General features: G+C 52.5%; 21 protein-coding genes. 12 read left to right on the forward strand and 9 right to left on the reverse strand.

The window, feature by feature from the left end; genetic code table 11:
- Nucleotides 1-295: 295 nt before the first annotated feature.
- The 11 genes from P3339_RS22625 (at nucleotide 296) to P3339_RS22675 (ending at nucleotide 14506) form a co-directional block, all read left to right on the forward strand.
- Nucleotides 296-1678, forward strand: a complete 1383-nt coding sequence (locus tag P3339_RS22625) for a nicotinate phosphoribosyltransferase (RefSeq protein WP_282951986.1) — start codon at nucleotides 296-298, stop codon at nucleotides 1676-1678.
- Nucleotides 1679-1887: 209 nt separating this feature from the next.
- Nucleotides 1888-3519, forward strand: a complete 1632-nt coding sequence (locus P3339_RS22630; protein ID WP_020413791.1) for a TldD/PmbA family protein — start codon at nucleotides 1888-1890, stop codon at nucleotides 3517-3519.
- Between the two features lie 35 nt (nucleotides 3520-3554).
- Nucleotides 3555-4886 (forward strand): TldD/PmbA family protein, encoded by a 1332-nt coding sequence (locus P3339_RS22635; RefSeq protein ID WP_282951987.1) that lies wholly within the window; start codon nucleotides 3555-3557, stop codon nucleotides 4884-4886.
- Between the two features lie 27 nt (nucleotides 4887-4913).
- The gene (locus tag P3339_RS22640) at nucleotides 4914-6545 is read left to right on the forward strand and encodes a TldD/PmbA family protein (protein ID WP_020413793.1); all 1632 of its coding nucleotides are present in this window, start codon (nucleotides 4914-4916) and stop codon (nucleotides 6543-6545) included.
- A 213-nt stretch (nucleotides 6546-6758) separates the two neighbouring features.
- Nucleotides 6759-7484: a DUF4159 domain-containing protein gene (locus P3339_RS22645; protein ID WP_282951988.1), complete on the forward strand. Its 726-nt coding sequence runs from the start codon at nucleotides 6759-6761 to the stop codon at nucleotides 7482-7484.
- 2 nt (nucleotides 7485-7486) lie between these two features.
- Nucleotides 7487-8485 (forward strand): AAA family ATPase, encoded by a 999-nt coding sequence (locus P3339_RS22650; RefSeq protein WP_282951989.1) that lies wholly within the window; start codon nucleotides 7487-7489, stop codon nucleotides 8483-8485.
- A gap of 5 nt (nucleotides 8486-8490) precedes the next feature.
- A complete protein-coding gene (locus P3339_RS22655; protein WP_282951990.1) occupies nucleotides 8491-9393 on the forward strand; it encodes a DUF58 domain-containing protein in 903 nt (300 codons plus the stop codon).
- Nucleotide 9394: 1 nt separating this feature from the next.
- Nucleotides 9395-10600, forward strand: a complete 1206-nt coding sequence (locus P3339_RS22660; protein ID WP_020413797.1) for a BatA domain-containing protein — start codon at nucleotides 9395-9397, stop codon at nucleotides 10598-10600.
- The gene (locus P3339_RS22665; RefSeq protein ID WP_282951991.1) at nucleotides 10593-11060 is read left to right on the forward strand and encodes a hypothetical protein; all 468 of its coding nucleotides are present in this window, start codon (nucleotides 10593-10595) and stop codon (nucleotides 11058-11060) included. The genes P3339_RS22660 and P3339_RS22665 overlap by 8 nt, the downstream gene beginning before the upstream one ends.
- Nucleotides 11020-12822, forward strand: a complete 1803-nt coding sequence (locus P3339_RS22670) for a hypothetical protein (RefSeq protein ID WP_282951992.1) — start codon at nucleotides 11020-11022, stop codon at nucleotides 12820-12822. The genes P3339_RS22665 and P3339_RS22670 overlap by 41 nt, the downstream gene beginning before the upstream one ends.
- A complete protein-coding gene (locus tag P3339_RS22675) occupies nucleotides 12815-14506 on the forward strand; it encodes a hypothetical protein (RefSeq protein ID WP_282951993.1) in 1692 nt (563 codons plus the stop codon). The genes P3339_RS22670 and P3339_RS22675 overlap by 8 nt, the downstream gene beginning before the upstream one ends.
- Here P3339_RS22675 and P3339_RS22680 read toward each other — a convergent pair.
- Nucleotides 14498-15058: a lipocalin family protein gene (locus P3339_RS22680; protein ID WP_020413800.1), complete on the reverse strand. Its 561-nt coding sequence runs from the start codon at nucleotides 15056-15058 to the stop codon at nucleotides 14498-14500. The two genes, P3339_RS22675 and P3339_RS22680, sit on opposite strands and share 9 nt — an antisense overlap.
- Before the next feature lie 139 nt (nucleotides 15059-15197).
- Nucleotides 15198-15974, reverse strand: coding sequence for a ferredoxin--NADP reductase (locus P3339_RS22685; protein ID WP_020413801.1), 777 nt, complete (start codon nucleotides 15972-15974; stop codon nucleotides 15198-15200).
- A 124-nt stretch (nucleotides 15975-16098) separates the two neighbouring features.
- Between P3339_RS22685 and P3339_RS22690 the strand changes: the two genes are divergently transcribed.
- Entirely contained in the window at nucleotides 16099-16986 is an 888-nt protein-coding gene (locus P3339_RS22690) for a LysR family transcriptional regulator (protein WP_020413802.1), read from the forward strand.
- A 378-nt stretch (nucleotides 16987-17364) separates the two neighbouring features.
- On the opposite strand, the gene P3339_RS22695 is transcribed toward P3339_RS22690, so the two are convergent.
- From P3339_RS22695 to P3339_RS22725, 7 genes are all read right to left on the reverse strand, one after another.
- Nucleotides 17365-18984, reverse strand: a complete 1620-nt coding sequence (locus P3339_RS22695; protein WP_020413804.1) for a M28 family metallopeptidase — start codon at nucleotides 18982-18984, stop codon at nucleotides 17365-17367.
- A 139-nt stretch (nucleotides 18985-19123) separates the two neighbouring features.
- Nucleotides 19124-19867, reverse strand: a complete 744-nt coding sequence (locus P3339_RS22700) for a hypothetical protein (RefSeq protein ID WP_020413805.1) — start codon at nucleotides 19865-19867, stop codon at nucleotides 19124-19126.
- A gap of 10 nt (nucleotides 19868-19877) precedes the next feature.
- On the reverse strand, nucleotides 19878-20288 hold the full coding sequence (locus P3339_RS22705) for an ACT domain-containing protein (RefSeq protein ID WP_020413806.1): 411 nt from the start codon (nucleotides 20286-20288) through the stop codon (nucleotides 19878-19880).
- A 284-nt stretch (nucleotides 20289-20572) separates the two neighbouring features.
- Nucleotides 20573-21157 (reverse strand): hypothetical protein, encoded by a 585-nt coding sequence (locus P3339_RS22710; protein ID WP_282951994.1) that lies wholly within the window; start codon nucleotides 21155-21157, stop codon nucleotides 20573-20575.
- 88 nt (nucleotides 21158-21245) lie between these two features.
- Complete coding sequence (locus tag P3339_RS22715) at nucleotides 21246-21731, reverse strand: hypothetical protein (protein WP_020413808.1); 486 nt, start codon at nucleotides 21729-21731, stop codon at nucleotides 21246-21248.
- A gap of 265 nt (nucleotides 21732-21996) precedes the next feature.
- Nucleotides 21997-22461 (reverse strand): ecotin family protein, encoded by a 465-nt coding sequence (locus P3339_RS22720; RefSeq protein ID WP_282951995.1) that lies wholly within the window; start codon nucleotides 22459-22461, stop codon nucleotides 21997-21999.
- A 46-nt stretch (nucleotides 22462-22507) separates the two neighbouring features.
- Nucleotides 22508-23707 carry a hypothetical protein gene (locus P3339_RS22725; protein WP_282951996.1) on the reverse strand — a complete coding sequence of 400 codons (1200 nt, stop codon included), beginning with the start codon at nucleotides 23705-23707 and terminating at the stop codon, nucleotides 22508-22510.
- Nucleotides 23708-23723 lie beyond the last annotated feature (16 nt).

Below are 23723 nucleotides of genomic sequence, written 5' to 3' on the forward strand. Positions count from 1 at the left end.
TGATCCCTTACCTGCCATGTATACAAAAGTACACACCACTATGCACAGGGTCAATTAAAACTCATATGGCTTATTAGTACGGCAGAACCAACCGACGCAGGAAAATATTATGCTAGTAACTGTGCTATCTATAATTCAGGAGACTTTTGTAAGGAATTGTTCTTATTACCGCCAGTTGTTTTAATTTACACATCCTAACAGAGATGAATTTCCGCAAAAATATTTTTGTTTCCCACACCCAGAAACGGGCTTTTGGCGACACATCCAGTAGTTCCATCGCCAACTGACGGATGTAATGTCGATAGAAAACCTGATTCTCAATGTCGATAGCTATAAAGCCAGCCACTACCTGCAATATCCACCAGGTACGGAATTTATTAGCAGCTATATCGAGTGCCGCGGCGGGGAATTTTCTGAAACGGTATTTTTTGGTTTACAAGCTTTTATTAAGCAGTACCTACAAAGACCTATCACAATTGCCAATATCGTAGAGGCAAAAAAGCTACTCGAAACCCACGGTTTGCCCTTTAATCGCGCAGGCTGGGAACATATCGTCAGTAAACATCGAGGACTGCTGCCTTTAGAGATTTGTGCTGTAGAGGAGGGAGGCATCATTCCTTTACACAATGTCATGGCACAAATTGTTAATACCTGCCCATCCTGTTTCTGGTTGACCAGTTATCTTGAGACCGCACTAGTGCGTGCTCTCTGGTATCCCTGTACTGTCGCCACACAGAGCCGGGAAATTAAAAAACTCATTGCGCATTATTTACAGCAAACGGCCGACAGCCAAAAGAGTCTCCCCTTCCAATTACACGATTTCGGTGCGCGTGGGGCCAGTAGCTTGGAAAGTGCCATGTTGGGCGGTATGGCTCATCTGGTGAATTTTCACGGAACAGATACTCTCTCGGGAATAATAGGTGCGAGAAATTTTTACCATGCCGATATGCCCGGATTTTCTATTCCGGCGGCGGAGCATAGCACCATCACCGCGTGGGGCCGAGATGGGGAAGCATTGGCCTATCAAAACATTCTGCAGCATTTTTCCGGTAAAAATAAAACCGTTGCTGTGGTCAGTGATAGCTATGATTTATGGCACGCAGTGGAAAATATCTGGGGTGGCCAATTAAAAAACACGATTCAAAACAGTGGTGGGACCTTGGTTATCCGCCCAGACTCCGGCAACCCTGTGCAGATCGTTGTCGATTGTATAGAGCGATTGATGCATATATTTGGAGCTCACATCAACAGCAAAGGTTACCGTGTTTTGCCTGAGTATATTCGTGTTATCCAGGGAGATAGCATCTCTCGCTTCACTATTCCCAAAATACTGCAGGCAATGCAGAAGCATAAGCAAAGTGCTGAGAATGTAGCTTTCGGTATGGGAGGCGGGCTGCTGCAAAAAGTCGATAGGGATTTAATGAGCTTTGCCATGAAAGCCAGTGCTATTCGCATCAATGGTATCTGGCGGGACATCTACAAGGACCCGCGCACAGGGCCAGAGAAAAAATCCAAGCGCGGACGCCTGGCCCTGATTCAATGCGAAAATGGCGACTTCAGAACCATTCGTCTGGAGGATGTAAATCATTACAAGAATTTACTGAGACCAGTGTTTCGTAATGGTAAACTGCTTACAGAAACGACTTTTTCTGAGGTACGCCAACGCGCAGCCATCTAGCAACTTGATTCATCCGCCTCCTCTTTCCGTAACCATTTGCCCCTAGCAAACCTCATTTCACCGAACCAACACTTTACAAAAGCAATCATGGCCTGTTACCTGTATAGGTTTGTTGTCTGGACAAGGCGCCCGGCCGGGCCTCTTGTATGTATCGGGCACAATAACAATAAGCACACCCCCAAACCCTATTGGGGGGATAAAGGTAGCCAATGGAAAGAAGAAAATTCCTCAAGATCGCCGGCGTCGGCTCCAGTGGTATTTTATTACCACTACAGGGCATTCAGGTCAGCGCCGAGCAACTGCTCAATGAGGGCATGCACAGCTCGCACAAACGACACTTGGCAGATGTCGCGCTGAATACGGCGCGCAAAGCCGGAGCCAGTTATACCGATGTGCGCATCGGTCGCTATCTCAATCAGTACGTTATGACCCGCGAAACCAACGTGGAGAATATCGTCAATACGGAATCCCTCGGCGCCGGTATCCGCGTAATCGCCAATGGCACCTGGGGTTTCGCCGCCACCAACGATCTGACTGCCGATGGCGTTGCCCGCGCCGCACGCCAGGCGGTTGCGGTTGCCAAGGCCAACGCGAAATACCAGACCGAGCCAGTGCGCTTGGCACCGGTTAAAGGCGCAGGCGCGGTTTCCTGGCAGACACCGATCAAACAGAATGCCCTGCAGGTGCCCATCAGTGAGAAAGTCGATTTCCTGATGGATGTTAATAACGGTGCACTCAAAGCCGGAGCCAGCTATATCCGCTCTTCCTTGTATTTAGTCAATGAGCAGAAATACTTTGCTTCCAGCGACGGCTCCTACATCGACCAGGATATCCACCGCCTGTGGGCGCCCATGCAGGTGACCGCTGTAGATAAAAAGAGTGGTGCTTTCAAAACGCGCAATGGCCTCAGCGATCCAGTGGGAAGAGGTTATGAATACCTGGCTGGCCACGATAAAGACAAGATTCGCGGACAGACCACGCTCTACAAAGCCTCCTACGATATGGCCGAGGATGCGGTGCTCGCGGCAGAGCAGGCCAAGGCCAAGCTTTCGGCTAAATCCATCGATCCGGGCAAGTACGACTTGGTACTGGAACCCTCGCACCTATGCCTGACCATCCACGAATCTGTGGGCCACCCATTAGAGCTGGACCGCGTGCTGGGTTACGAGGCCAACTATGCGGGAACCTCCTTCGCCACCCTGGATAAGTGGCGCAGCGGCAAGTTCCAGTACGGCAGCGACAAAGTCACCCTGTTTGCCGACAAAGTACAACCGGGCTCCCTCGGTGCCGTCGCTTATGACGACGAAGGGGTTAAAACCAAGCGTTGGGACCTGGTAAAAGACGGCATCCTGGTGAACTACCAGGCTACCCGCGATCAGGTACATATGATCGACCAAAAGGAATCCCACGGCTGCAGCTATGGCGATAGCTGGTCCAGCGTGCAATTCCAGCGCATGCCCAATGTCTCCCTGGCTCCGAGCGAGAAGAAGTACTCAGCCAAAGACATGATCCGCGATGTGGAAAAAGGCATTTACATCGTCGGGCGCGGCTCCTACTCCATTGATCAGCAGCGCTACAACTTCCAGTTCGGCGGACAGCTGTTCTACGAGATCAAAAACGGGGAGATCGTCGGCCAGGTTGAGGACGTCGCCTACCAGTCCAACACCCAGGAATTTTGGAATTCCTGCTCGGCGATATGCGACAGCAGTGATTACCGCCTGGGCGGAACCTTCTTCGATGGCAAAGGCCAGCCCAGCCAGGTGAGCGCCGTATCCCACGGCTGCTCCACCACCCGTTTTGACAAAATTAATGTAATCAATACCAAGCGCAAGATTTCCTGAAGGGCGCACAAGAATAAGTAATTGGAGAAAAGGCAATGGCAATTCTGAGTAGAAGTGAAGCGAAGCGTATTCTCGACAAGGTTTTAAAATACAGCCGCGCCGATGAAGCCAGCGCGCAACTGGCCGGCAGCGAGACCGGCAATATTCGCTACGCGCGCAACAGTGTTTCCACCAGTGGCATCGTCAACGATATCGAGCTGGCTGTAGAGGCCCGTTTCGGCAAGAAATCCGGTGTGGCCACCATCAATGAATTCAGCGATGCCTCCCTGGAAAAAGTGATGCGTCGCGCCGAAGAGCTGGCCAAGCTGTCTCCGGAAAACCCGGAAGCCATGCCGATGCTTGGACCGCAGAAATATGTCAGCGTAGACGGCTTCGCCAAGTCCACCGCAGATATCACTCCAGACCAGCGCGCCAAGGCTGCGGCAGATTCCATTATTGCAGCCAAGGAAAAGAAAGTGGTTGCCGCAGGTTACCTGGAAGACCAGCGCTCTTTTGCGGCAGTCGCCACCAGCAAAGGCCTGTTCGGTTACCACGCTTCTACCTCTGCCAACTTCACCGTAACCATGCGCACCGAGAATGGCCTGGGTTCCGGTTGGGCTGAAAGTGACGTTACCGATTTCGGCGCGATGAATACTGGCAGCACTTCCTCTGTGGCCATCGACAAGGCGGTCCTGTCCCAGGAAGCCCGCGCCCTGGAACCGGGCAAGTACACCGTGATCCTGGAGCCCAATGCGGTGTCCGGCCTGGTGGGTTACATGATGAGCGGCTTCGATGCGCGCAGTGCCGACGAAGGCCGCAGCTTTATGAGCAAGAAGGGCGGCGGCAACCGTACCGGCGAGAAGATGTTCGACAAGCGCGTAAATTTCTACTCCGACCCCACCAGTCTCGATGTGCCAGCTCAACCCTGGACCGACGATGACTTTATGCAGCTTGGACGCATCGAGTGGGTGAAAAATGGCGTGGTGAAAAACCTGGCGCGCAGTCGCTACTGGGCCGAGCAAAGCAAAGGCGAAGTGGTCCCCGAGCCCAACAACCTGATTATGGTGGGCGGCGATAAATCCACCGAAGAACTGATCAAAAATACCCGCCGCGGCATTTTGGTATCCCGCACCTGGTATATCCGTATGGTCGATCCGCAGTCCATGTTGCTCACCGGCCTCACTCGTGACGGCACCTTCTATATCGAAAACGGCAAGATCAAATACCCGGTGAAGAACTTCCGCTTCAACGAGAGCCCGGTAATCATGCTCAACAATATTGAGGATATGGGCGTACCCCAGCGAGTGGGGATGTGGGGCATATCAGCCATGATTCCCGCACTGAAAGTACGCGATTTTACTTTCAGCAGCCTTTCCGACGCCGTTTAACCGCCAGCACCCATCGAGGATAACGAAATGGATAGAAGAAAATTTCTCCAGCTCAGCGGTGCCGGCCTGGGTGTTTCCATGTTGCCGCTGTCCGGCAATCTGGTGGCCGAGAGCAAACTGACCCAAAGCGGTATTGATCTCTCGGTAAAAAAAGAATTTGCCGATGTAGCTCTGAATACCGCCACTAAACTCGGCGCCACTTATGCCGATGTGCGTATTGGTCGCTACCTGAATCAATACGTGATCACCCGCGAGATGAAAGTGCAGGACGTGGTGAACACCGAATCTATCGGCATGGGGATTCGGGTTATTGCCAACGGCACCTGGGGCTTTGCTGCCACCAATGACCTGACAGCCGATGGCGTCGCTCGCGCCACCCGCCAGGCAGTAGCCACGGCCAAGGCCAACTCCAAATACCAGCAGGAGCCAGTACAGCTGGCTCCGGTAAAAGGCCACGGCGAGGTGAGCTGGCAGACACCCATCCAGAAAAACGCTATGCAGATCCCCCTGGCCGACAAGGTGGATCTGTTGATGGACGTGAACAAGTCCGCTATGGATGCCGGCGCCAGCTATATCAACTCCATGTTGTACCTGGTGAATGAACAAAAGTATTTTGCCTCTACCGACGGCTCCTATATCGACCAGGATGTTCACCGTTTGTGGGCGCCCTTCTCGGTTACCGCAGTGGACAAGAAAACCGGCGGCTTCCGCACCCGCCAGGGCCTCAGCCAGCCGGTAGGACGCGGCTTTGAATACCTGGATGGCCGCGCCGAAGACAAGATCCAAGCGCAGACAGTGCTCTACCGCGATTCCTACGATATGGCCGAAGACGCACGCCTGGCGGCGCAACAAGCCAAGGAAAAGCTCACGGCTAAATCGGTCAAACCGGGCAAGTACGACCTGGTGTTGGACCCAAGCCACCTGTGGCTCACCATCCATGAATCTGTCGGCCATCCATTGGAGCTGGACCGCGTACTCGGCTACGAGGCCAATTTTGCCGGTACCTCTTTCGCCACTATCGATAAATGGCGCAGCGGCAAATTCCAATACGGCAGTGACAAGGTCAATCTGTTTGCCGATAAGGTACAGCCCGGCTCTCTCGGTGCCGTCGGCTACGATGATGAAGGCGTGAAGACCCGCAACTGGGATCTGGTAAAAGACGGTGTGCTGGTGAACTACCAGGCCACCCGCGATCAGGTACATATGCTGGGGCAAAAGAAATCCCACGGCTGCTGCTACGCAGATAGTTGGTCCAGCGTGCAATTCCAGCGCATGTCCAACGTTTCGCTGTTGCCTGGCAAGGAGGAGCTGAGCGTCGACGATATGATCAAGGATGTGGAGAAAGGCATTTATATTGTGGGTGCCGGTTCCTTCTCCATCGATCAGCAGCGCTACAACTTCCAGTTTGGTGGACAGCTGTTCTACGAAATTGAAGACGGCAAGATTACCGGCATGGTGGAGGACGTCGCTTACCAGTCCAACACCCAGGAATTCTGGAATGCCTGTTCGCAGGTCTGCGACAAAGATGATTACCGCCTGGGTGGTTCCTTCTTTGACGGTAAGGGACAGCCGATGCAAACCAGTGCGGTATCCCACGGTAGTTCCACTGCACGCTTCGACGGTATCAATGTGATTAACACCAAGCGCAAGCTGGGCTAGCCATTGATCCAGGCGGGAGCTGGCCAGCAAACCAGTCAGCTCCCAGCATTGAAAATAAATGGGTAGAAGGAAAGAAAGTGCTCCGTTTGAGACCGTATGAGGCATGGATGCCGATTACGAGCGTACAGGGATGTATTTACAGCGTGTCTCGAATGGAGCACCTTTTTCCTTTGCTCTCAACAATAAAAACCAACGCAGTAACAGAGTTATCTCGTGTCCCTCACCCGCAAGGCTTTTCTCCAGCGCCTGATCCTGGGTAGCTGCGCCGCAGCGCTGCCGCTGGGCACACGCGCACAAAATACCGCACCGGGTAGTGCGCAGGAGCACTACGATTTTTATTTCACCCGCTTGATGTACGAATCCGGTGACTGGGATGTAGATCAGCGCATGCCCTCCAACCTGCTCAATTCTCTGGTGGAGTACACCAATCTCAGGGTTGACCCCAAAGAACACATAGTGCCGCTGGCCGATAAGAAAGTGCTGCTGGCGCCCTTCTGCTACCTGGCCGGACACAAGCTGGTGCAATTCACCACGGAAGAGGCAAAGAATTTTCGCGATTACGTCAATCGCGGTGGCTTTATATTTGTCGACGACTGCAACCACGATATCGACGGTCTCTTTGCCAAATCCTTCGAAGCGCAAATGACCGAGCTGTTTGGCGAAGACTGCCTGCAAAAGCTCCCGGACGATCACGACCTCTACCGCTGTTTCTTTCAATTCGATGAATTGCCGGTAACCAGCTTTGAATTAAATGGCTGGGGTGATGATCTGGTACACGACTACCTGAAAGCCATTGTTGTAAACGGCCGTATCGCCGTGCTTTACAGCAACAAAGATTTCGGCTGCGAATGGGACTACGACTACCGCAACAAACGCTGGCTCGCCATCGATAACACAAAATTTGCGGTGAACATTGTTATTTACGCACTGACGAGCTGATTATGCTGACCACCCTGGAAAATAGTATCGAAGAACAACTGCACAGCCTCGACAATCTGCAACAGGAGATTGCGCGAGTGATTGTCGGCCAGAAACCCGTGGTGGAGCAGATGTTGATCTGCCTGTTGGCCGGGGGCCACGCCCTGCTCGAAGGGGTGCCGGGGCTGGGTAAGACCCTGCTGGTAAAAACCCTCGCCGATGCCAGTGCGCTGGATTTTAAGCGGGTACAGTTCACCCCGGATTTAATGCCCGGAGATATTCTTGGCAGTGAGATCCTCGAAGAGGATCACAGCACCGGCAAGCGCTTTTTTAAATTCCAGCAGGGCCCGGTTTTCACCAATATCCTGCTCGCCGATGAAATTAACCGCACACCGCCGAAAACCCAGGCAGCCCTATTGGAGTCCATGCAGGAAGGCTCGGTAACGGTGGGCGGTAAAACACTCAAATTGCCCGATCCCTATTTCGTACTGGCCACACAAAACCCCATCGAACAGGCCGGCACCTATCCACTGCCGGAAGCTCAGCTGGACCGCTTCCTGTTAAATATTCATATCGACTATCCCGATGAGCGGGATGAAGTTGAAATCCTGCGCTCCACCACCGGTGCCAGCAGGGTCAAACCCAGCCCCAGCCTGGATGCAGAGCAATTGCGCGAAATGCAGAAACTGGTGCGGGAAATTCATGTCAGCGACGATCTGTACCGCTACGTGGCGACACTAGTGCGCACTACACGCATGGAAACCAGCGGCAGCGATACCCTGCAACAGTGGATCAAGTGGGGCGCCGGTCCCCGCGCGGGGCAGGCTCTGATTCTCGCCGCCAAGGCGCGGGCCCTTTTGCAACGACGCCTCGCCGTCACCCGCGAGGATATCCGCAGCCTGTTACTGCCAGTGCTGCGCCATCGGGTGCTGCTCAGCTTCCAGGCCCAGGCCGATGGCGTGCAGATGCCACAGCTGATTGACGAATTACTGACAGCGGTGCCGGAACCGGGCCGGGACTGATCAGCGTGGAATACCTGTCCCCCAAAACCCTGGCCAGTTGTCGCGACCTGGTGTGGCTGTCGCGGCATATCGCCGAGGGCGTGATGCTCGGTGTGCAACACAGCCAGCGCCGAGGCACCGGCCTGGAATTTCATCAATACCGAGGCTATCAAGCGGGTGATTCCATCCGCCATATCGACTGGAAACTGTTTGCCCGCAGTGATCGCTACTATGTGCGCGAGACCGAGCAGGAGAGCCGTATGCACGTGTGCTTTGTGCTCGATACCAGCGCCTCCCTGGACCAGGCAAGCTTTGTCGAGCCCAGCCTGAATAAACTGCATTACGCCAAGTGCTGGATTGCCAGCCTATGCTGGCTGCTCAACGCCCAGGGAGACAGCTTTTCTCTATTGGCGTTTAACAGCAGTCGGACGGTTTATGTGCCGGAAGGCCAGGGCGAGAGCCACCAGCGTCAAATCGCTCTTCAGCTACAACAACTCGACGCCAACGACCACTGGCCAGATCGCGCTCAACTGGCGCCGCTGTGGCAATACTTTGAGCGGCCCTGTCAGGTGGTATTGATGAGTGATTTTTTTGAACAAGGTAATGAGATCGGCGATTTTGTCGCACGCCTGCATGCCGCCGGCCGCCCCTGCCTGCCACTGCAATTGTTAATTGAGGCAGAACAGACTTTTCCTTTTGGCGGAGAGCTAAAGCTGCTCAATCCAGAAGTAAGCGCCAGTACGCCCGCAACTTTAGAAGTGGACGCCGAGCGGCAACGCCAGTCTTACCTGGATGCTTTTGCTCATGCACAGAGCGAGTTAAAAGCACGCTTTGCCACACAGGAATGTTCACTACAGACCGACCTTATCGAGCAGCCTGTGGAAAAGTCATTGCGGCAATTTATTCAACTGCACGGCAGGTTATGCTGAGATGTTGTGGATAAATAACTTATTTCAATCCCCACAGTGGCTATGGCTATTCACAGCCCTGATTATCCCTATCGCCATTCATTTGCTGCGCCGAAGTAATCCACAGCAGATCTCCTTTGCTGCGCTGCAATGGGTACAAAGATATTCACAGAGTCGCGCGCGCCGCCCTATTGTGGATAACAAGTGGTTGCTGCTATTGCGCCTGCTAATCGTCGCCCTGCTGACAAGTTTGTTGGCTCAGCCGCTGATTAAACGGGAAATTTATCCCCAAGAGGGCGTGATACTGGTGGACCCCAGAATTGGGGCGGGCGAAGCGAATACATTTATCCACAATTCACTGCCGCAGCTTGTGGGGGAAGGTTATAAAGTGCTGTGGTTATCCCCAGAAACACCTTCCGTAACCTCACCCCCACCACAAAATGTGGACCTGTGGAAAACTCTATCAGCACTATCACGCCGGGCGGATTTGCGTAGGGCTCATATCCTGTTGATAAACAACGGAGTTCCAGCGTCCCACCAGGCACTAAGAGTCAGTCCCCATTGGCAGTGGCATGGCCTCGATAAAGCATCCACAGCTCCGAGCCCGGTATTACCGAGTATCGCTTTAATGGGCAAACCGCCCAGTTGGTGGGCGCCAGTGCTGGAAGACTGGCAAAGTAAAATGCCAGGACTATCGGTGCATATTCAGGAACAAGAAAAGGCGCCCAGCGCCGAACAGACAGATTGGTTGATCTACACAGGCCTCGCACCCCTGCCACAAGCCGTGCTGGAATTTGTTACAGATGGCGGCCTGTTAATCACCGACAACAGTATCCCCCCTACCGATAATCTCAACTTCGTTGCTGTGGATAACAGCCAGTCAACTCAGGTGGCCTCAGTGGGACGGGGAAGTTGGCTGCGCTACGAAAGTGACTGGTACAGCGAGGTGTTTTATCGCCGCGCAGATTTACCTGAACGTTTATGGCAGCAGTGGTCTGGGCAAGACTGGTCGCTACAGCACGAAAATCGTGGCCACTGGTCTGCTAGCAAAATAATGGCAGGCCTTCCTGTAGAAGACAGCGAGGTGGAAAACCGTCGTATTGAACAACTGCAACCCTGGTTAATTATCGCCCTACTGTTACTTCTGGCTTTTGAACGCCTAATTGCCCTATCGCGACCTGCAGCCATTATGGCAACTGTTAGTAATGGGGAGGCTGACCATGGATAAGCGTCAGTTAACCCTTAACGCTGTGCGCAGGCGCTGGCAACTGGCAGCCCTGCGGCCCTATCTCTGGCTTGCCACTGGCCTCAGCCTTCTGGCTGGCTTGGGTATTTTTGTATTCGACTGGCCACAGTGGCTATTGCTCGCCTGGCTCGGAATTATTGTTGTAGCAATTCTATTGGATCGCAGCTGGCGCCCAAGCCCTGAAAGCCTATGTCGACAGTTGGATGGACAATATCCACAGCTGCAAGACAGCAGCCAGTTGCTTAGCCAACAGAAAACCAACCTAAGTCCATTGCAGCAATTACAGCGCGCGCGTATCGAAACAGCGCTGCAACAACTGCTGGAAAGTGGCGACCGGTCGCCTTTCGGTCCAAAAACTCCGCAGTGCCCTGACAAATGCTTTTGGTGCCTGCCTGGGACTATTGTTATTTGTACTGAGCGATTCTCACTTCACCGGGGATAAAACTGAGACCACGCAACAAAATACAGCTATTCCCGTTGCCGAAAAGCTTGCCATAATGCGCGCGGCAACCCATATCCAGCCGCCCGCCTACACTGGGCTCACAGCCGAAAGCCAATCCCTACAAATCGATGTGCCGGAGCAGTCCAAGGTCGAGTGGCAACTCGAATTGAATCAGCCGGTGCAAGGGCTGGAAATGTTGGCTGAAACTGAGCGCTTCGCCTTTTCTCCGCTAGGTAATCTACCCAGTAAAAAATGGCAATTACAACGCACTATCGCTAAGGCAGACTTTTACCAGCTTTCAGTGCAATTCGCGGAGAGCCAAATACTTTTGCCGGAAATCCATAATATTCGGGTGCATAAAGACAGTGCCCCGGAGTTTACCTTTGAGGCACCCAGCCTGCGCGTCGATACCATTCAAGGGAGCACCCAAGGTATTCCCGTGAAAGTAATAATTAGTGATGATTACCAGGTGAGTTCTGCAGATTTATTGGTCACCCTCGCCAGCGGCACCGGGGAAAATTTACGCTTTCGCGAAGAGCGTATTCCACTCACCAGTTTGCAATCCACTGCTTTATCAACAAGCCCCTCGGAAGATAAGAAAGCAGCTCGCTACGATTTCACCCTGCCCATCCACCAGTTTTCCATGGAAGCGGGAGATGAACTCTACTGGTATCTGGAAGCCAGGGATAACCGCGAGCCCAGCGCCAACGTTGCCAAGAGCCAACACTTTATCTTGCGCTGGCCGCAAGAAGAGATTTTCGGGCTGAGCGACAGCGAGGGTATGGCGATTAAAATATTGCCGGAGTACTTCCGCAGCCAACGCCAGCTGATTATTGATACCGAGGCCCTGCTATCCGAGCGAGAACAGCTGCATCCGGAGGCATTTCGCAAACGCTCCGAGGGTTTAGCCTATGAACAGAATTTGCTGCGCATGCGCTACGGCCGCTTTCTCGGCGAAGAGGATTCGGAAGCGGAGCATTCTGGCGCAGAGACCGAGGAGCACGATGATGAAGAGGAGTCCGAACACGGCCATAGCCACGATCATACAGAACAAGGTGAGCACCAGGCACATGGCGAAGAAAATGCGACTCCCTTCGTACAGCGGGATTCCCACTTCCAACAGGCAGCACGCATAGTCGCTTCCGCCGGGCATCAGCATGACAGCTCTGAACATGCCACCCTGTTCGACCCCCAGACCAAGGAGCTACTGCGCAACGCGCTGAATGCCATGTGGAGTTCCTGGCGCGACCTGTCGGTTATAGAGCCCCAGGCCTCCCTGCCCCATCAGCACCGGGCTCTGCGCTTTATCAAGGAAGTACAGCAGGCTTCGCGTATTTACTTACAGAGAGTCGGGTTCGAGGCGCCCCCCATAGACGAAAGCCGCCGGCTTAGCGGTGAACGGGAAGACGTAGCGCCAGAAACTGTCGACAGTGCATTTGAACAAAAACAAAGAGCACAGGTGCTCGCCCTAATGGCCCAGGTAGATGCTGGCGCCGAACTCGATACCGATCTGCTGGTGCAGATAAATGAGCTAGCCACAGAGCAATCACTGGATCTCGGCCTGGAGCTATCCAAACAGCTGCGTTTATACCAGCAGCGCCACCAGCAACCGAATTGCATTGATTGCACAAACTCCCTGAATCAGCTGCTCTATCAGCTACTGCCAGCACCGGAATCTGCGCCTTCACTGCCTTTGCAAACAGAGGCCGACGGCCATTTCAGCCGTTGGCTACACCAGCAAGGGGGAAATCATTGTGATTGATTTCTTGATACCCGGCCTGTGCCTGTTGGCCTGTTTAGCATCACTCGTACTGTTGCGCCGCCGAGGCGCCAAACCGTTCGACTATGGCCTGCAACTGGCGATTTGGTTAAGTGCCTGGATGCTCTGGCAGCCACCGGCAATCATTCCCGCCGAGCGCAATATCTCTATCGACAGCAAAGCGCTTGCGAGTTCACATCCAATAAATCTCAATGGTGTGGAAAATATCTCCCTCAATGGGGAGCCACTCGGCCGCGACAAACTGCGGGACCTGGCACCAGTGCGCCTGGAGCTATCGAATATCCAGGAATCTGATAGCAGCTGGGAATTCGACTGGCAGCGGCGAATTACCCTGGGTGATTCTTTAAAGTTAAAGGTTCACAACAACCAGCCACTGACTGAAAACCGACAAATTAGTCTGCTCAATCCCTACGGCCATATTGAAGACAGTCTTGAGCTGAAAGTGGGAGAAGCAATTCAGGCACAACTCACTGCCACTCCAAAACTCGCGGGCCCCCAGCTATACCGAGTACGGACGGAAAGCGAAACCGGCGAAATCCATACAGATCCTTTACCCATCCTGGTGCGAGAACCGCTCCAGCCCAAATTGTTACTGTGGCTGGCACGCCCCTCTTTTGAGACAGCCGCCCTCTCCCGCTGGCTGCGTCAATCCGGTGTAGCAGCACAAGTGATGACCCAGTTGGCACCTGAAATTAGTAGAAAAGAGACTCTCAATGGGCTTCCACTTACCGAGTCTGCGGATCTACTCACAAAGGAAAGTCCCTTCGATTTAGTCATTCTCGATAGCAGTTTGTGGCCGCAACTCTCCTCTCAACAAAAACATCAGCTCAGCGAGCTGGCCACCACAAAGTCACTGTTATGGTTAGTCAGTGGCGATAGCTCTGAAGAGTTTCTCCAATACGCTGCAGCCCAATCCATGCCTCTGCAAAAGGGAGAAGATACCCGTTTACACTCCGGCTTTGGCTACCAAAAAGCGGCCAATACGGAGATTCCCCCACTGCGCAATTCTGGCTTTATAGCCGTGCAGCCCAGCTCCAGTGACTTCTTACTGGATAATGAAGAAACTCCCCTTTTCTGGGGACGTTCAACCCAGACGCAGCACTTGGGTTTTATTCTATTTAGCGACAGCCACCGCTGGCTAACCAGTGGGTTTGCTACTGAATTCGCCAGCCTGTGGAAGTCCATTATTGATTACCAACTCAAGCATTTGGGTAGTCAGCCGCCAGTAACCCTCTCCAATAAGTTACCGCGGACTCAGGAACGCACCACCCTATGCAGCCCACTTTTTTCTAATCAGAGACCAATATTATTAAGCTCCCAAGAAAACTCCCTACCCATCAGTGGTGTCGCCGTAAGTAGTAATTCCCAGGGCCAGTGCTACAGCTTCTGGCCACAGGGTTCTGGCTGGCATCAGCTTAAGACTGATATGGATGGGGAGCCGGTATTAAACTTCTATATCTTTGCCAAACAGGACTGGCCCAAGTGGCAACGGTCCCTAAATGCCAGGGAGGCCCGACAAATGGCCGCCGCACGCTTGGGGCCAGTTGATAATCGTCACTCAGGCAAAATGCCTATTGAGCGCCAATGGCCGGCTTTGATTTTGCTGTTATTGGTCTGCACAAGCTGGTGGAGGGAGCGCAGAATCTTAAACAGGCCCTTATCTTGAAGACTGCGCGGAGGGTTTATTACCCGGCTGCGCCTCCTGCTTGGGGAATATCAGCTGATCGACGGGATAACCCATCGCCTTGGCTTTCTGTATAAATTGCTCCAGTACATCCTTTGGCATAGTTGGGGTGCGGGACAATATCCACAAATAGGATTTGTCATATCCGGACACCATCGCATATTTATAATCATCTGCCAGGGCAATTACGATATAGGAAGAGTAAAAGGGACCAAGGAAAGATACTTTCAAGTGGCCTACATCCTTGGAACCGACAAACTCAGCCCGCCCCTCCGCTAATTGCCAGGCATCACGTGCTTTTGAGTAACCCGTATTGATGACCGCGACGGAACCATCAGGATTGAGGCTGTAGTCCGCAGTTACCAGGGTCAACCCGCGCTCGAAAGAGTGATCCAAACGGGCTATTTCATACCAGTGGCCTAAATAGCGCTGCAGCTGGAAATTCTGTACTGGCTCAACCCCCTCCGGTACCCGCGTGCAGGCACCTAACCACAGGAAGGAAAACAGTAGTACTCCCAGGGAAAACTGCTTCATCTAGCCACTCCCAGCAAATTCACCCTCAAATCAAAATAGAAGACAAGGGTTTCACAAGGTCAGGATAGTTTCGAGAGTTTGTATTTCACCCATAAAAAAACCACCGCAAGGGTGGTTTTTTATCGCTGGACTGGCCAACTTATTTTTCGACGAAAGCGCGCTCAATCACATACTCGTGCGGTACCCCTGCGCGTGTCTCCTTGAATCCCCAGTCATCTAGGATATTGGTGAGATCCTTCAGCATTGCCGGGCTACCGCACAGCATAAAGCGATCCTCTTCAACATTCGGCTTGGGCACATCCAGATCTGTAAAAAGTTTTCCGGACAACATTAAGTCGGTCAGGCGACCGGTATTGCGGTAGGGCTCACGGGTCACAGTCGGGTAGTAGAGCAGTTGCTCGCGTACCATCTCACCAAAATACTCATGCTCAGGTAGCTCATTCTCGATCTGCTCCTGATAGGCCAGCTCAGAGACATAGCGCACCCCGTGGGTAAGGATTACCTGGTCAAAACGCTCATAGACAGTGGGGTCTTTGATAATGCTCATGAAAGGTGCCAAGCCGGTGCCCGTAGACAGCAACCACAGGCGCTTGCCCGGCAGCAGGTGATCGGCCACCAGGGTACCGGTGGGTTTTTGGCTCACGTAGATCTCGTCGCCCGGCACAATCTTCTGCAGGCGGGAAGTCAGGGGGCCATCGGGAACCTTGATACTGAAGAATTCCAACTCATCTTCGTAGTTGGCACTGGCAATGGAATAGGCGCGCAGTAGTGGACGACCGTTGTCCTGCTGTAAGCCGATCATCGTGAAATGTCCGTTCTCAAAGCGAAAACCCGAATCCCGGGTGGTCTTGAAGCTAAACAGCGTGTCGTTCCAATGACGGACTTCCAACACCTTCTCTATATTCAATTTGGACATAAACTTAAAACCGGTTATTCCACGAGTCTCTTGATAGTTGAATTTTAGCCCTGGAAGATCTATTGGCAAAGTGGGATATTTCGATATTCCTTATCTATTTTAACGATCAAGTGGAGATTTCCCTTTGCGCTATACCTTGCGCCAACTGGAGGTGTTCCTTGCCTGTGCTCATCACGAGAATGTGAGCCGCGCAGCAGAGAGCCTGAGCATGTCCCAGTCCGCCGCCTCCACCGCCCTTAAGGAGTTCGAACAGCAGTTTGAGCTGCGCCTGTTTGAGCGCACCGGCAAGCGCCTGCGCTTGAATGAGCTGGGCAGGCAACTATGGCCCAAGGCGGAGGAGCTGCTGGAAAGGGCACAGGAACTGGAACAGAGCCTGGCCAGTCATCGTGATCTCGGGCGCCTAAAAATAGGAGCAACACTAACCATCGGCAATTACCTGGCAGCAAACGTAATGGCGCGATACATGGAAGAGCAGCCCGGCACACGAGTGGAGCTGGAGGTCGCTAATACATCAGTAATCACAGAGCGGGTGCTTAACTTTGAGCTGGACCTTGGGCTTATCGAGGGTGAATTTAATCACCCGGATCTGGAAATGATTCCCTGGCGCAGTGATGAATTGGTCGTCTTTTGCGCCCCCTCTCATCCCCTGGCCAAACGCAAGCGCCTAACAGACAGAGATCTGCTCAAAGCCATCTGGATTACCCGGGAACCCGGTTCCGGTACACGCCAGACTTTTGACCGGGCTATGGCTGGCTTACTTCCCAGTCTGCACATTCTTTTAGAGCTACAGCACACAGAGGCTATCAAACGAGCCGTGGAAGCCGGTCTTGGAATTAGCTGTCTATCTAAAGTTTCACTGGCTGACGCATTAAAACGAGGCTCTTTAATTGCGCTGCCTGTACCACAACGGGATTTTCACAGAGAGTTTTATTTCGCTTTGCACACACAAAAATATAGAAGTGCGGGAATTGAACGATGGCTGGAGTTATGTAAACAGGAATCATCAGAATAAAAAACCACCCTTTGGGTGGTTTTTCCAGCAAAACTACCTAAGTTACTTCACTCGTACCAACTGTGATTTTGCTTCATCTGGAACTTCATCAATAGAAGCTATTGTCAGTCCGCCCTTAGGAATAGATGCAGTATTTGACTGTAAAGTTATATTTGCCGATTCAGGTAATTTTCACATTGCACCAGTAGCAGGATCCACTATCAGCATACCAATAAGGCCGCCAATTAGAATATTACCTATGTTCCAACCATTCAGACCAGGTTGAATTTGAAAGCTCTGCTCTTTGTAACCAGCCATATGGCATTCAATCGTATAGCTTGCAGAAGAAAAGAATCCATTCACAAATTTTTTATAGATTTAATAAGAAGTTTTTACGGGCTACCTTCCAAACAACTCCCCAAAGAAATCCCCCTCATACCAGAATGGCTTGCCCTCAGCATCTGCCACTTCCCTGGCAATTAGGTAATTTACCTCGGTAAACTGCTTGGCAGCTATATAATTCACCCCTGCATCGGGAGCATCCCCGGGCTTGTGATAGCTCTCTTTCAGGAAGGCCACTTGCATAGCGGTACCATCAATATTTGGATCCTGAGCCTCTCGTCCAGTAATCAGGTAAATTGAGGGAATACCTCGGCGCACAAAATTGTAGTGATCACTGCGAACAAAGATCACTTCTTCCGGCATGGGATCTGGGCTCAGTTTTAAGCCACTGCGCACTGCGGCACGCTCGGCAATCTGCCCCAAGGACGAGTGCTCGGCACCGAAGGCGATAATGTCGCGAAACGGGTACAGCAGCATAGGCATATCAAGATTGATATTGGCTACTATAGACTGCAAAGGAACGGTAGGATATTCAGCAAAGTAATCTGATCCTAACAGCCCTTTCTCTTCTCCGGTCACAGCCACAAATAATAGTGAGCGCCGTGGTGCATGACCGGATTCCACGAACAGACGCGCAGTTTCCAGCATTACTGCTATGCCTGCTGCATTGTCCTGAGCACCATAGTAAATTTGGCCATCCTCTTTTTTACCAATATGATCAAGGTGGGCCGAGAAGACTACATATTCATTTTTTAAAAGGGGATCACTGCCAGGTAATACTGCCACCACATTGGGACTGGTAATTTCCTTATGTTTGGAACTAGTACCTAGTGCTGCACTGTAAGGCAGTGGAAATCCCTTCGGATTCTGACCTTTTTCAATATCGCTGAAGATGCTTTCCAGGCTGCTTTGCGCACCGACAAATAGCTTGGCCGCTGCTTCGCTGCTGAGCATAACGCCTGGGTGCAACCCGGGAGTTGCACTGCCCGGGTTGCCTTCCCTATTAACCCAATCAAAGGTGTCATCGTGACGATGCTCGGCATAGCGGGCAAAGGGGCGACGCTTTTCCCTTTCCGGAGTATATACGGTGATGTAGCCGACGGCCCCGTGGCGGGCGGCAGTTTCACGCTTATTACGGCTTGAAGCGTAGTGGGCTCCAACTTCACTGGGTAGGCTCTCGGGACGTCCACTCAGGATCACCGCCACCTTGCCCTGAACATTTAAGCCAGCATAATCATTGAGGTTGTACTCAGGGGCCTCGATTCCGTAACCAACAAACACCAAATCTGCTTCCAGGCTACTGCGCTCACTGACCGCCGATGGACCTGCGATAAAGTCCTCGCCAAAACGGAAAGTGACATGCCCACTCTTCCCTTTCAGGACAAAGCTAGGCTCTGCACCATTCCAGCTTGCACTGCGGAAAGGCACGTCCTGGAAGTAACCCTCATCACCGGCGGGGACCAGCCCCATACGTTCGAACTGTTCCGCAACATACTGTGCAGCCTTGCGATAACCCTCACTGCCGGTATCGCGACCTTCCAGTTCAGCCGATGCCAAGTAATCCACATCCCGGCGGATATGGTCGGTATTGGCACTGGGAGCGGAAGTCGTGGGGACAGTGGTGCAGGCCACCAACAGGGCCACCAAAAGGGCACTGAACAGGATCTTGCTTCTCATGGGAGCTCTACTTCTCAATAAACCATCGCGACGGGTTGATGCCGCCAGTAAAAGGGGCGCAAGCTTATCACGATAGACAGTAACTGCGTGCAGAATACCGTTAGCGATTATTTACCCAAAATTGGTATCGGAATAACTTTCAGGCTGCCTTATCAATCCCCGGGAAAGCCCGCTCCACGGCGGTAACTACCTTTTCATAGGCGCAATCAGGACAAAATTCACCGTGGGCAGCCAATAGATGTAGGAAACTTAGGCCTAGCAAACGCCGAAAGTCGACCTGTAAATGATAACTGGGGTCACCTCCATCCGGGGTCATACGCGTGCGCCATGCAGGTGGAATCTGCATTCCACAACGCAAACCGGATAAGCGCAAGAGATTGCGGCCAAACCAGTTACAACCACCCCAACTACCCCAATACTGCAAGGCATCACAGCTCAGCAGCAAACCACCATTAAACGGCAACCAAAGCACTGCCTCTGGAAAACGGCTGTGGCAAAATTCCAGGAAACGTCCATCAGGTATAGGGCACTCTCCATTCTCCCTGATCACCCGGTCAGCACCAGGGGGATAAAAATCAGAGCCAACCTGCCGCCAAAAGGTAAGGTCGAAATGATCTCGGTAATAGAGGTCATCTTGGCCATGATGGTAACCGAGACGGACTGCATGGCGGACGCTACCGAGATCGCGCAACTTTTCCTCCTGTTGAGGACGCAGACGTACGGGGTTTATCAAAGTTAGATCTTCTCGCCAACGCACTATGGCCATATTACGATTAATAGTCACACCGGGAGCCAGTTTTACGGTGCCCGGAACGCAGAACAGATCTGGCAAGAGCTGGCGAATCTCTCCGTGGGGTTGGGCCTGTGGATAGTTGATTCGCACTGGCTTTCGCTCAGGTGTACTGCACCCGATTGCTTATACCCCGCAATAGCTGCAGGGCGCGTTCGGCGCTGTCTTCCGGAACAAAGATATGGTCGTGACGCAAAGCAGTCACCACATTGGCAACGATACCGGCTTCTGCCAACTCCCCAGCGATAGTTGCAGTCAACCCCACCGCACTGAGTCCAGAAAATACCTGTAAAGTAATCTGTCGAAATGGTGCGCTAGAGGCGATGCCATATTGTTGGGCCAGGTGTAACGGCATTATTGCACTCATGCCCTCCCCTTCGCGGAAGATACACAGGCTTTCCGCCAGTATTTCTTCGAGACGAGTATCAGACACCTGACAAAAAACGAAAGTTTCTTCCTGCAGTTTTGGATACATATTTCGCAAGATCTTGGCGAGGGAGACTTCAGCACTCATATCCTAATGCCATTTTTTTGAAGACCTTCAGCGATTGATAACCAATAGCTACCTTGTATCCACAAGCCACCAGCTATGAATTCTTGGAAAAATGACCAGATGCTCTGAACATGTTCTGTTTAGGAGCACCCCTTAGGCTTGGAGATTTTTATTCTAATTTCGCTTGCGCTTCTTCACGCCTTTTTTTGCAGTTTCTTTTAATTCCTCCCCCTCAAATTCCGGTTCACCTTGAGCCGGAGTAGTATCCACTTCTAAATCCGGGGACTCCTCTCTCTCCCAGCTTTTCAAGGCTGAATCGATATCTTTCTCAAGATCCAGGCTAGGAAATTCCGGGCAAGGCGCATCCCGTTCCGGGTCGTGCCAAGCAGAGAGGGGGCAACAAAAACCACCAGAGATTTATGCAGCCTATTGCGGCCGATACTCACTTCCGTCCAGGTAGTCTGCCAAGCAAACTTTCCCCGCACTGCATAGTCACTTTCATAAGATTTCAGGGTCAGGAAATACGGATATATTTTTCCACGACGACAAATAATCCTGCGGCCGGTTTTGATATTTGCCATCTGTGTGAATGGGTCAAAGTACCAATGTATATCGTACCCAAAAGCAAACTGCATTTTCCCTTTCTTATTCGGTAGAAATGCGTAAGAGCGACCAGTACCATCTGGTTTTAAACTCCAGACATGGCGGGCTTCACCATCTCTGGAGATTAACCAGGCGCCAACCCACTGACTGGCATTAAGGCGAGACTGTGCATGCCAACCATCGACTCGCGTTTTCTCTTTTTCTTTCTTATTAATTTCCTCTTTCGCAAATACCGAGGTACAGGTGAGCATAAATATCAGAGCGACAGTCAGGCACCTCTGAATCACGAAGCTTCTCCGGAGGTTGGCAAATTCTTCCCTGAGTGGATTACTCCTGGCTTTGACATTTCGAGCCTGAAATGACATTGAAAAGCGCTCAGCTGGCAATATCCGGACAATTGCTACCCGCTTTCGGTGTACGCCAGCTGCTGAGTCGACGCTGGAAGCTCAGTAAGCCACCTCCCGCCTGCAGCCAGTGTCGACCATCAATCACTGCGAATAGCAGCGTGGATTTACTCCAACCCCGAAATGCCACTGACACCACACCGCCCTTACAGTGAACCGAAGCGCCGGTGCGAACCCGCACTCGATCACCATCGAGCTGCCAGTTGATTGCGAATCCATGGGTCAGGCGTCCGCCAGAGTTAAAGCCATAGGCATAGCCAGAACCATCGGCGTTCAGCTGCCAAACCAATTGGTCATCACCCTCGCTAACCACCAGCCAGTTGCCAGCCCATTTCTGTTGCGCTGACTCCGCTGCAGCTGCTAGTGGCAACAGCAGAAAAAGCACCAAGACGACGGCATAAGTCTGAAAGAGGGAAACCAGGACACGATTCGATAGGGAAAGACGCAAATACTTCATGCGCTACTCTACTGTGTCAGCCCGCGGAAGCTACCGCGAGGTGGAGTTTCTGCGAACGGCGGCCAGGTTGCCACCAATTTTCCTGTCCGGTTACAGCCTTGGCGACCGGCGTGAAAAGTTGCTTAGGCGCTCCTTTTCACATCCTTTGCTTAGTAAGGCTAGACGCAAAATCCCACAGTGGCATTAGAAGCATTAAAAATATTAAATGAGACGCCAGAAAGGCGTATGGAATAAATAGGTTTGATCAAGAGAAGGAGAGCGGTCTTTACCGGGTGCGCGCATCAGACATATTTTTATCCGCCCGCCACACGCGATACTTGAGCTGTACACCTTGTGGCATGTACACCACCAGCGGCAGGCTACTTCTGTAAGGCAGTATAAGGCCTTCAGCCCGCACGCGAATAAAGCGCCTCGACTCAGACCCCGGAGCACATACCTTTTGTGTATCAGGTGTTGCCTTCAGTTCAGACAAAACATAGTAGGGATAGCCCCAGCCCGGTAATAACTGGCGCTCCAGCGGTGCAGAGAAGCTTTGCAGGTTACAATCTGCGACTTCACTCTTTCCTGGCACCAGTTCCACCATAAAACGGCTTTCATCCACTACTTTTGGCAGCTGAATAACATGGCGCTGCTTTCCCTCCACTTCCACCGGGAAGGCGTCCAGTGGCTCCGCGGCCTGGGCCGTTAGACTACTAAAAAGAACCAGTGATGCAACGAAGGATCTTGCCATTGGGACTTCCTCAGCTAACGACCTCTGTTCTGGCGCACAAACCTCCTTAAAGTTTAGACAGCTTTTTCCGCCGCAGCCCCCACCACAGAGTTAATCCCAACACCAGGGCCACGATAAAGAGCAGCAAAGCTCCAAAGAATTTATAGCCTCTGTCCACTGCTGGTTCGATTCGGGTCTGTGCCGAAGCCAGCATGGCTCGCAGGTCTTGGAAGGAGGCAATTACCTTAGTATTCGGCGCACCTGTTAATACTTGACTGCGAAGCAGCTGCCATCGCGACTGTAGTTGGCTCATTAGTACTTGGTCCCGAACTTCAATTTGTGACCGCAGTGGGAGATAACCTTCGCGATAGGCGAGCATCAGCTTGTGGTAGGCACCGGCTTTATCTCCACTGCGATAATCCGTGAGCGCCAGTTGCAGCAGGCCATCAGCCCTGGCCAACGGGGGCTCCAGCGCGCGCACTAAGTGAGGGTGGGCACGCCACCACATCAAAGCCTTCTGTGCATCAGCTGGCAATTCTACCGGGCGTGTGACCGCCAGACCGGGCAAGCCCACCAGGGCTGGGTAACGCTCAGCGATATCTGCAGCCGGAGGCAACTGACCTTGAACTGAAAAAGCAGCCACGGTCACTGCCAGTGCCCAACGCTGCCAGACAGTCAGACTGCCATCAATATCAAGTCCATGAATCTCATCAACCGTGGGGTCCAAAGTGTTATAGAGGTCATAGAGACTGAAATTGCCTATTCGGGATGCTTCGAGAAAACCCGGCCCGCTCACTCCACCCTCACCCTGGCCACCGTGACAGCTGGCACATCGCTCTTGATAGAGAGGCATAGCAAGGCTCGCTGCCGGCAGTGTGTGGGCCGGTGACCTTTGCATTTGGTAAAGAGCCGCCAATCGGTCGGCCAGTTCATTGGCGCGCCGCCTCACCGTTTTCCCACTCTCCCTGCGCTCTATAGCCTTACCTAATTCGGTGATTCCCTTTTCTAGAGAGTTACGGCCAGGCCGATCTGGTAGCTGCAGCACCAACTGCAGAGCCTGAATGGCATGTTGTTGCTGCAATTGGTAGAGCCCGGAGTCGAGCAACTTGCCACCATCCACAGCGTCGCCGTAGTCCACTGCGATATAGGAGAGGAGGTTGCTGGCTCGCGCAGCCAGCCTGTCGTTCTCTGGGGCAAGCTGTGCCAACAGAATTTCAGGGGACAGGGCCAGGAAGCAAAGGCAGAGCCAGATCCATTTGTATCTCATGGGTACTTCCCGGTGG

It is taken from the genome of Microbulbifer sp. MLAF003 (genome assembly GCF_030012965.1).
Lineage (GTDB): Bacteria > Pseudomonadota > Gammaproteobacteria > Pseudomonadales > Cellvibrionaceae > Microbulbifer > Microbulbifer variabilis.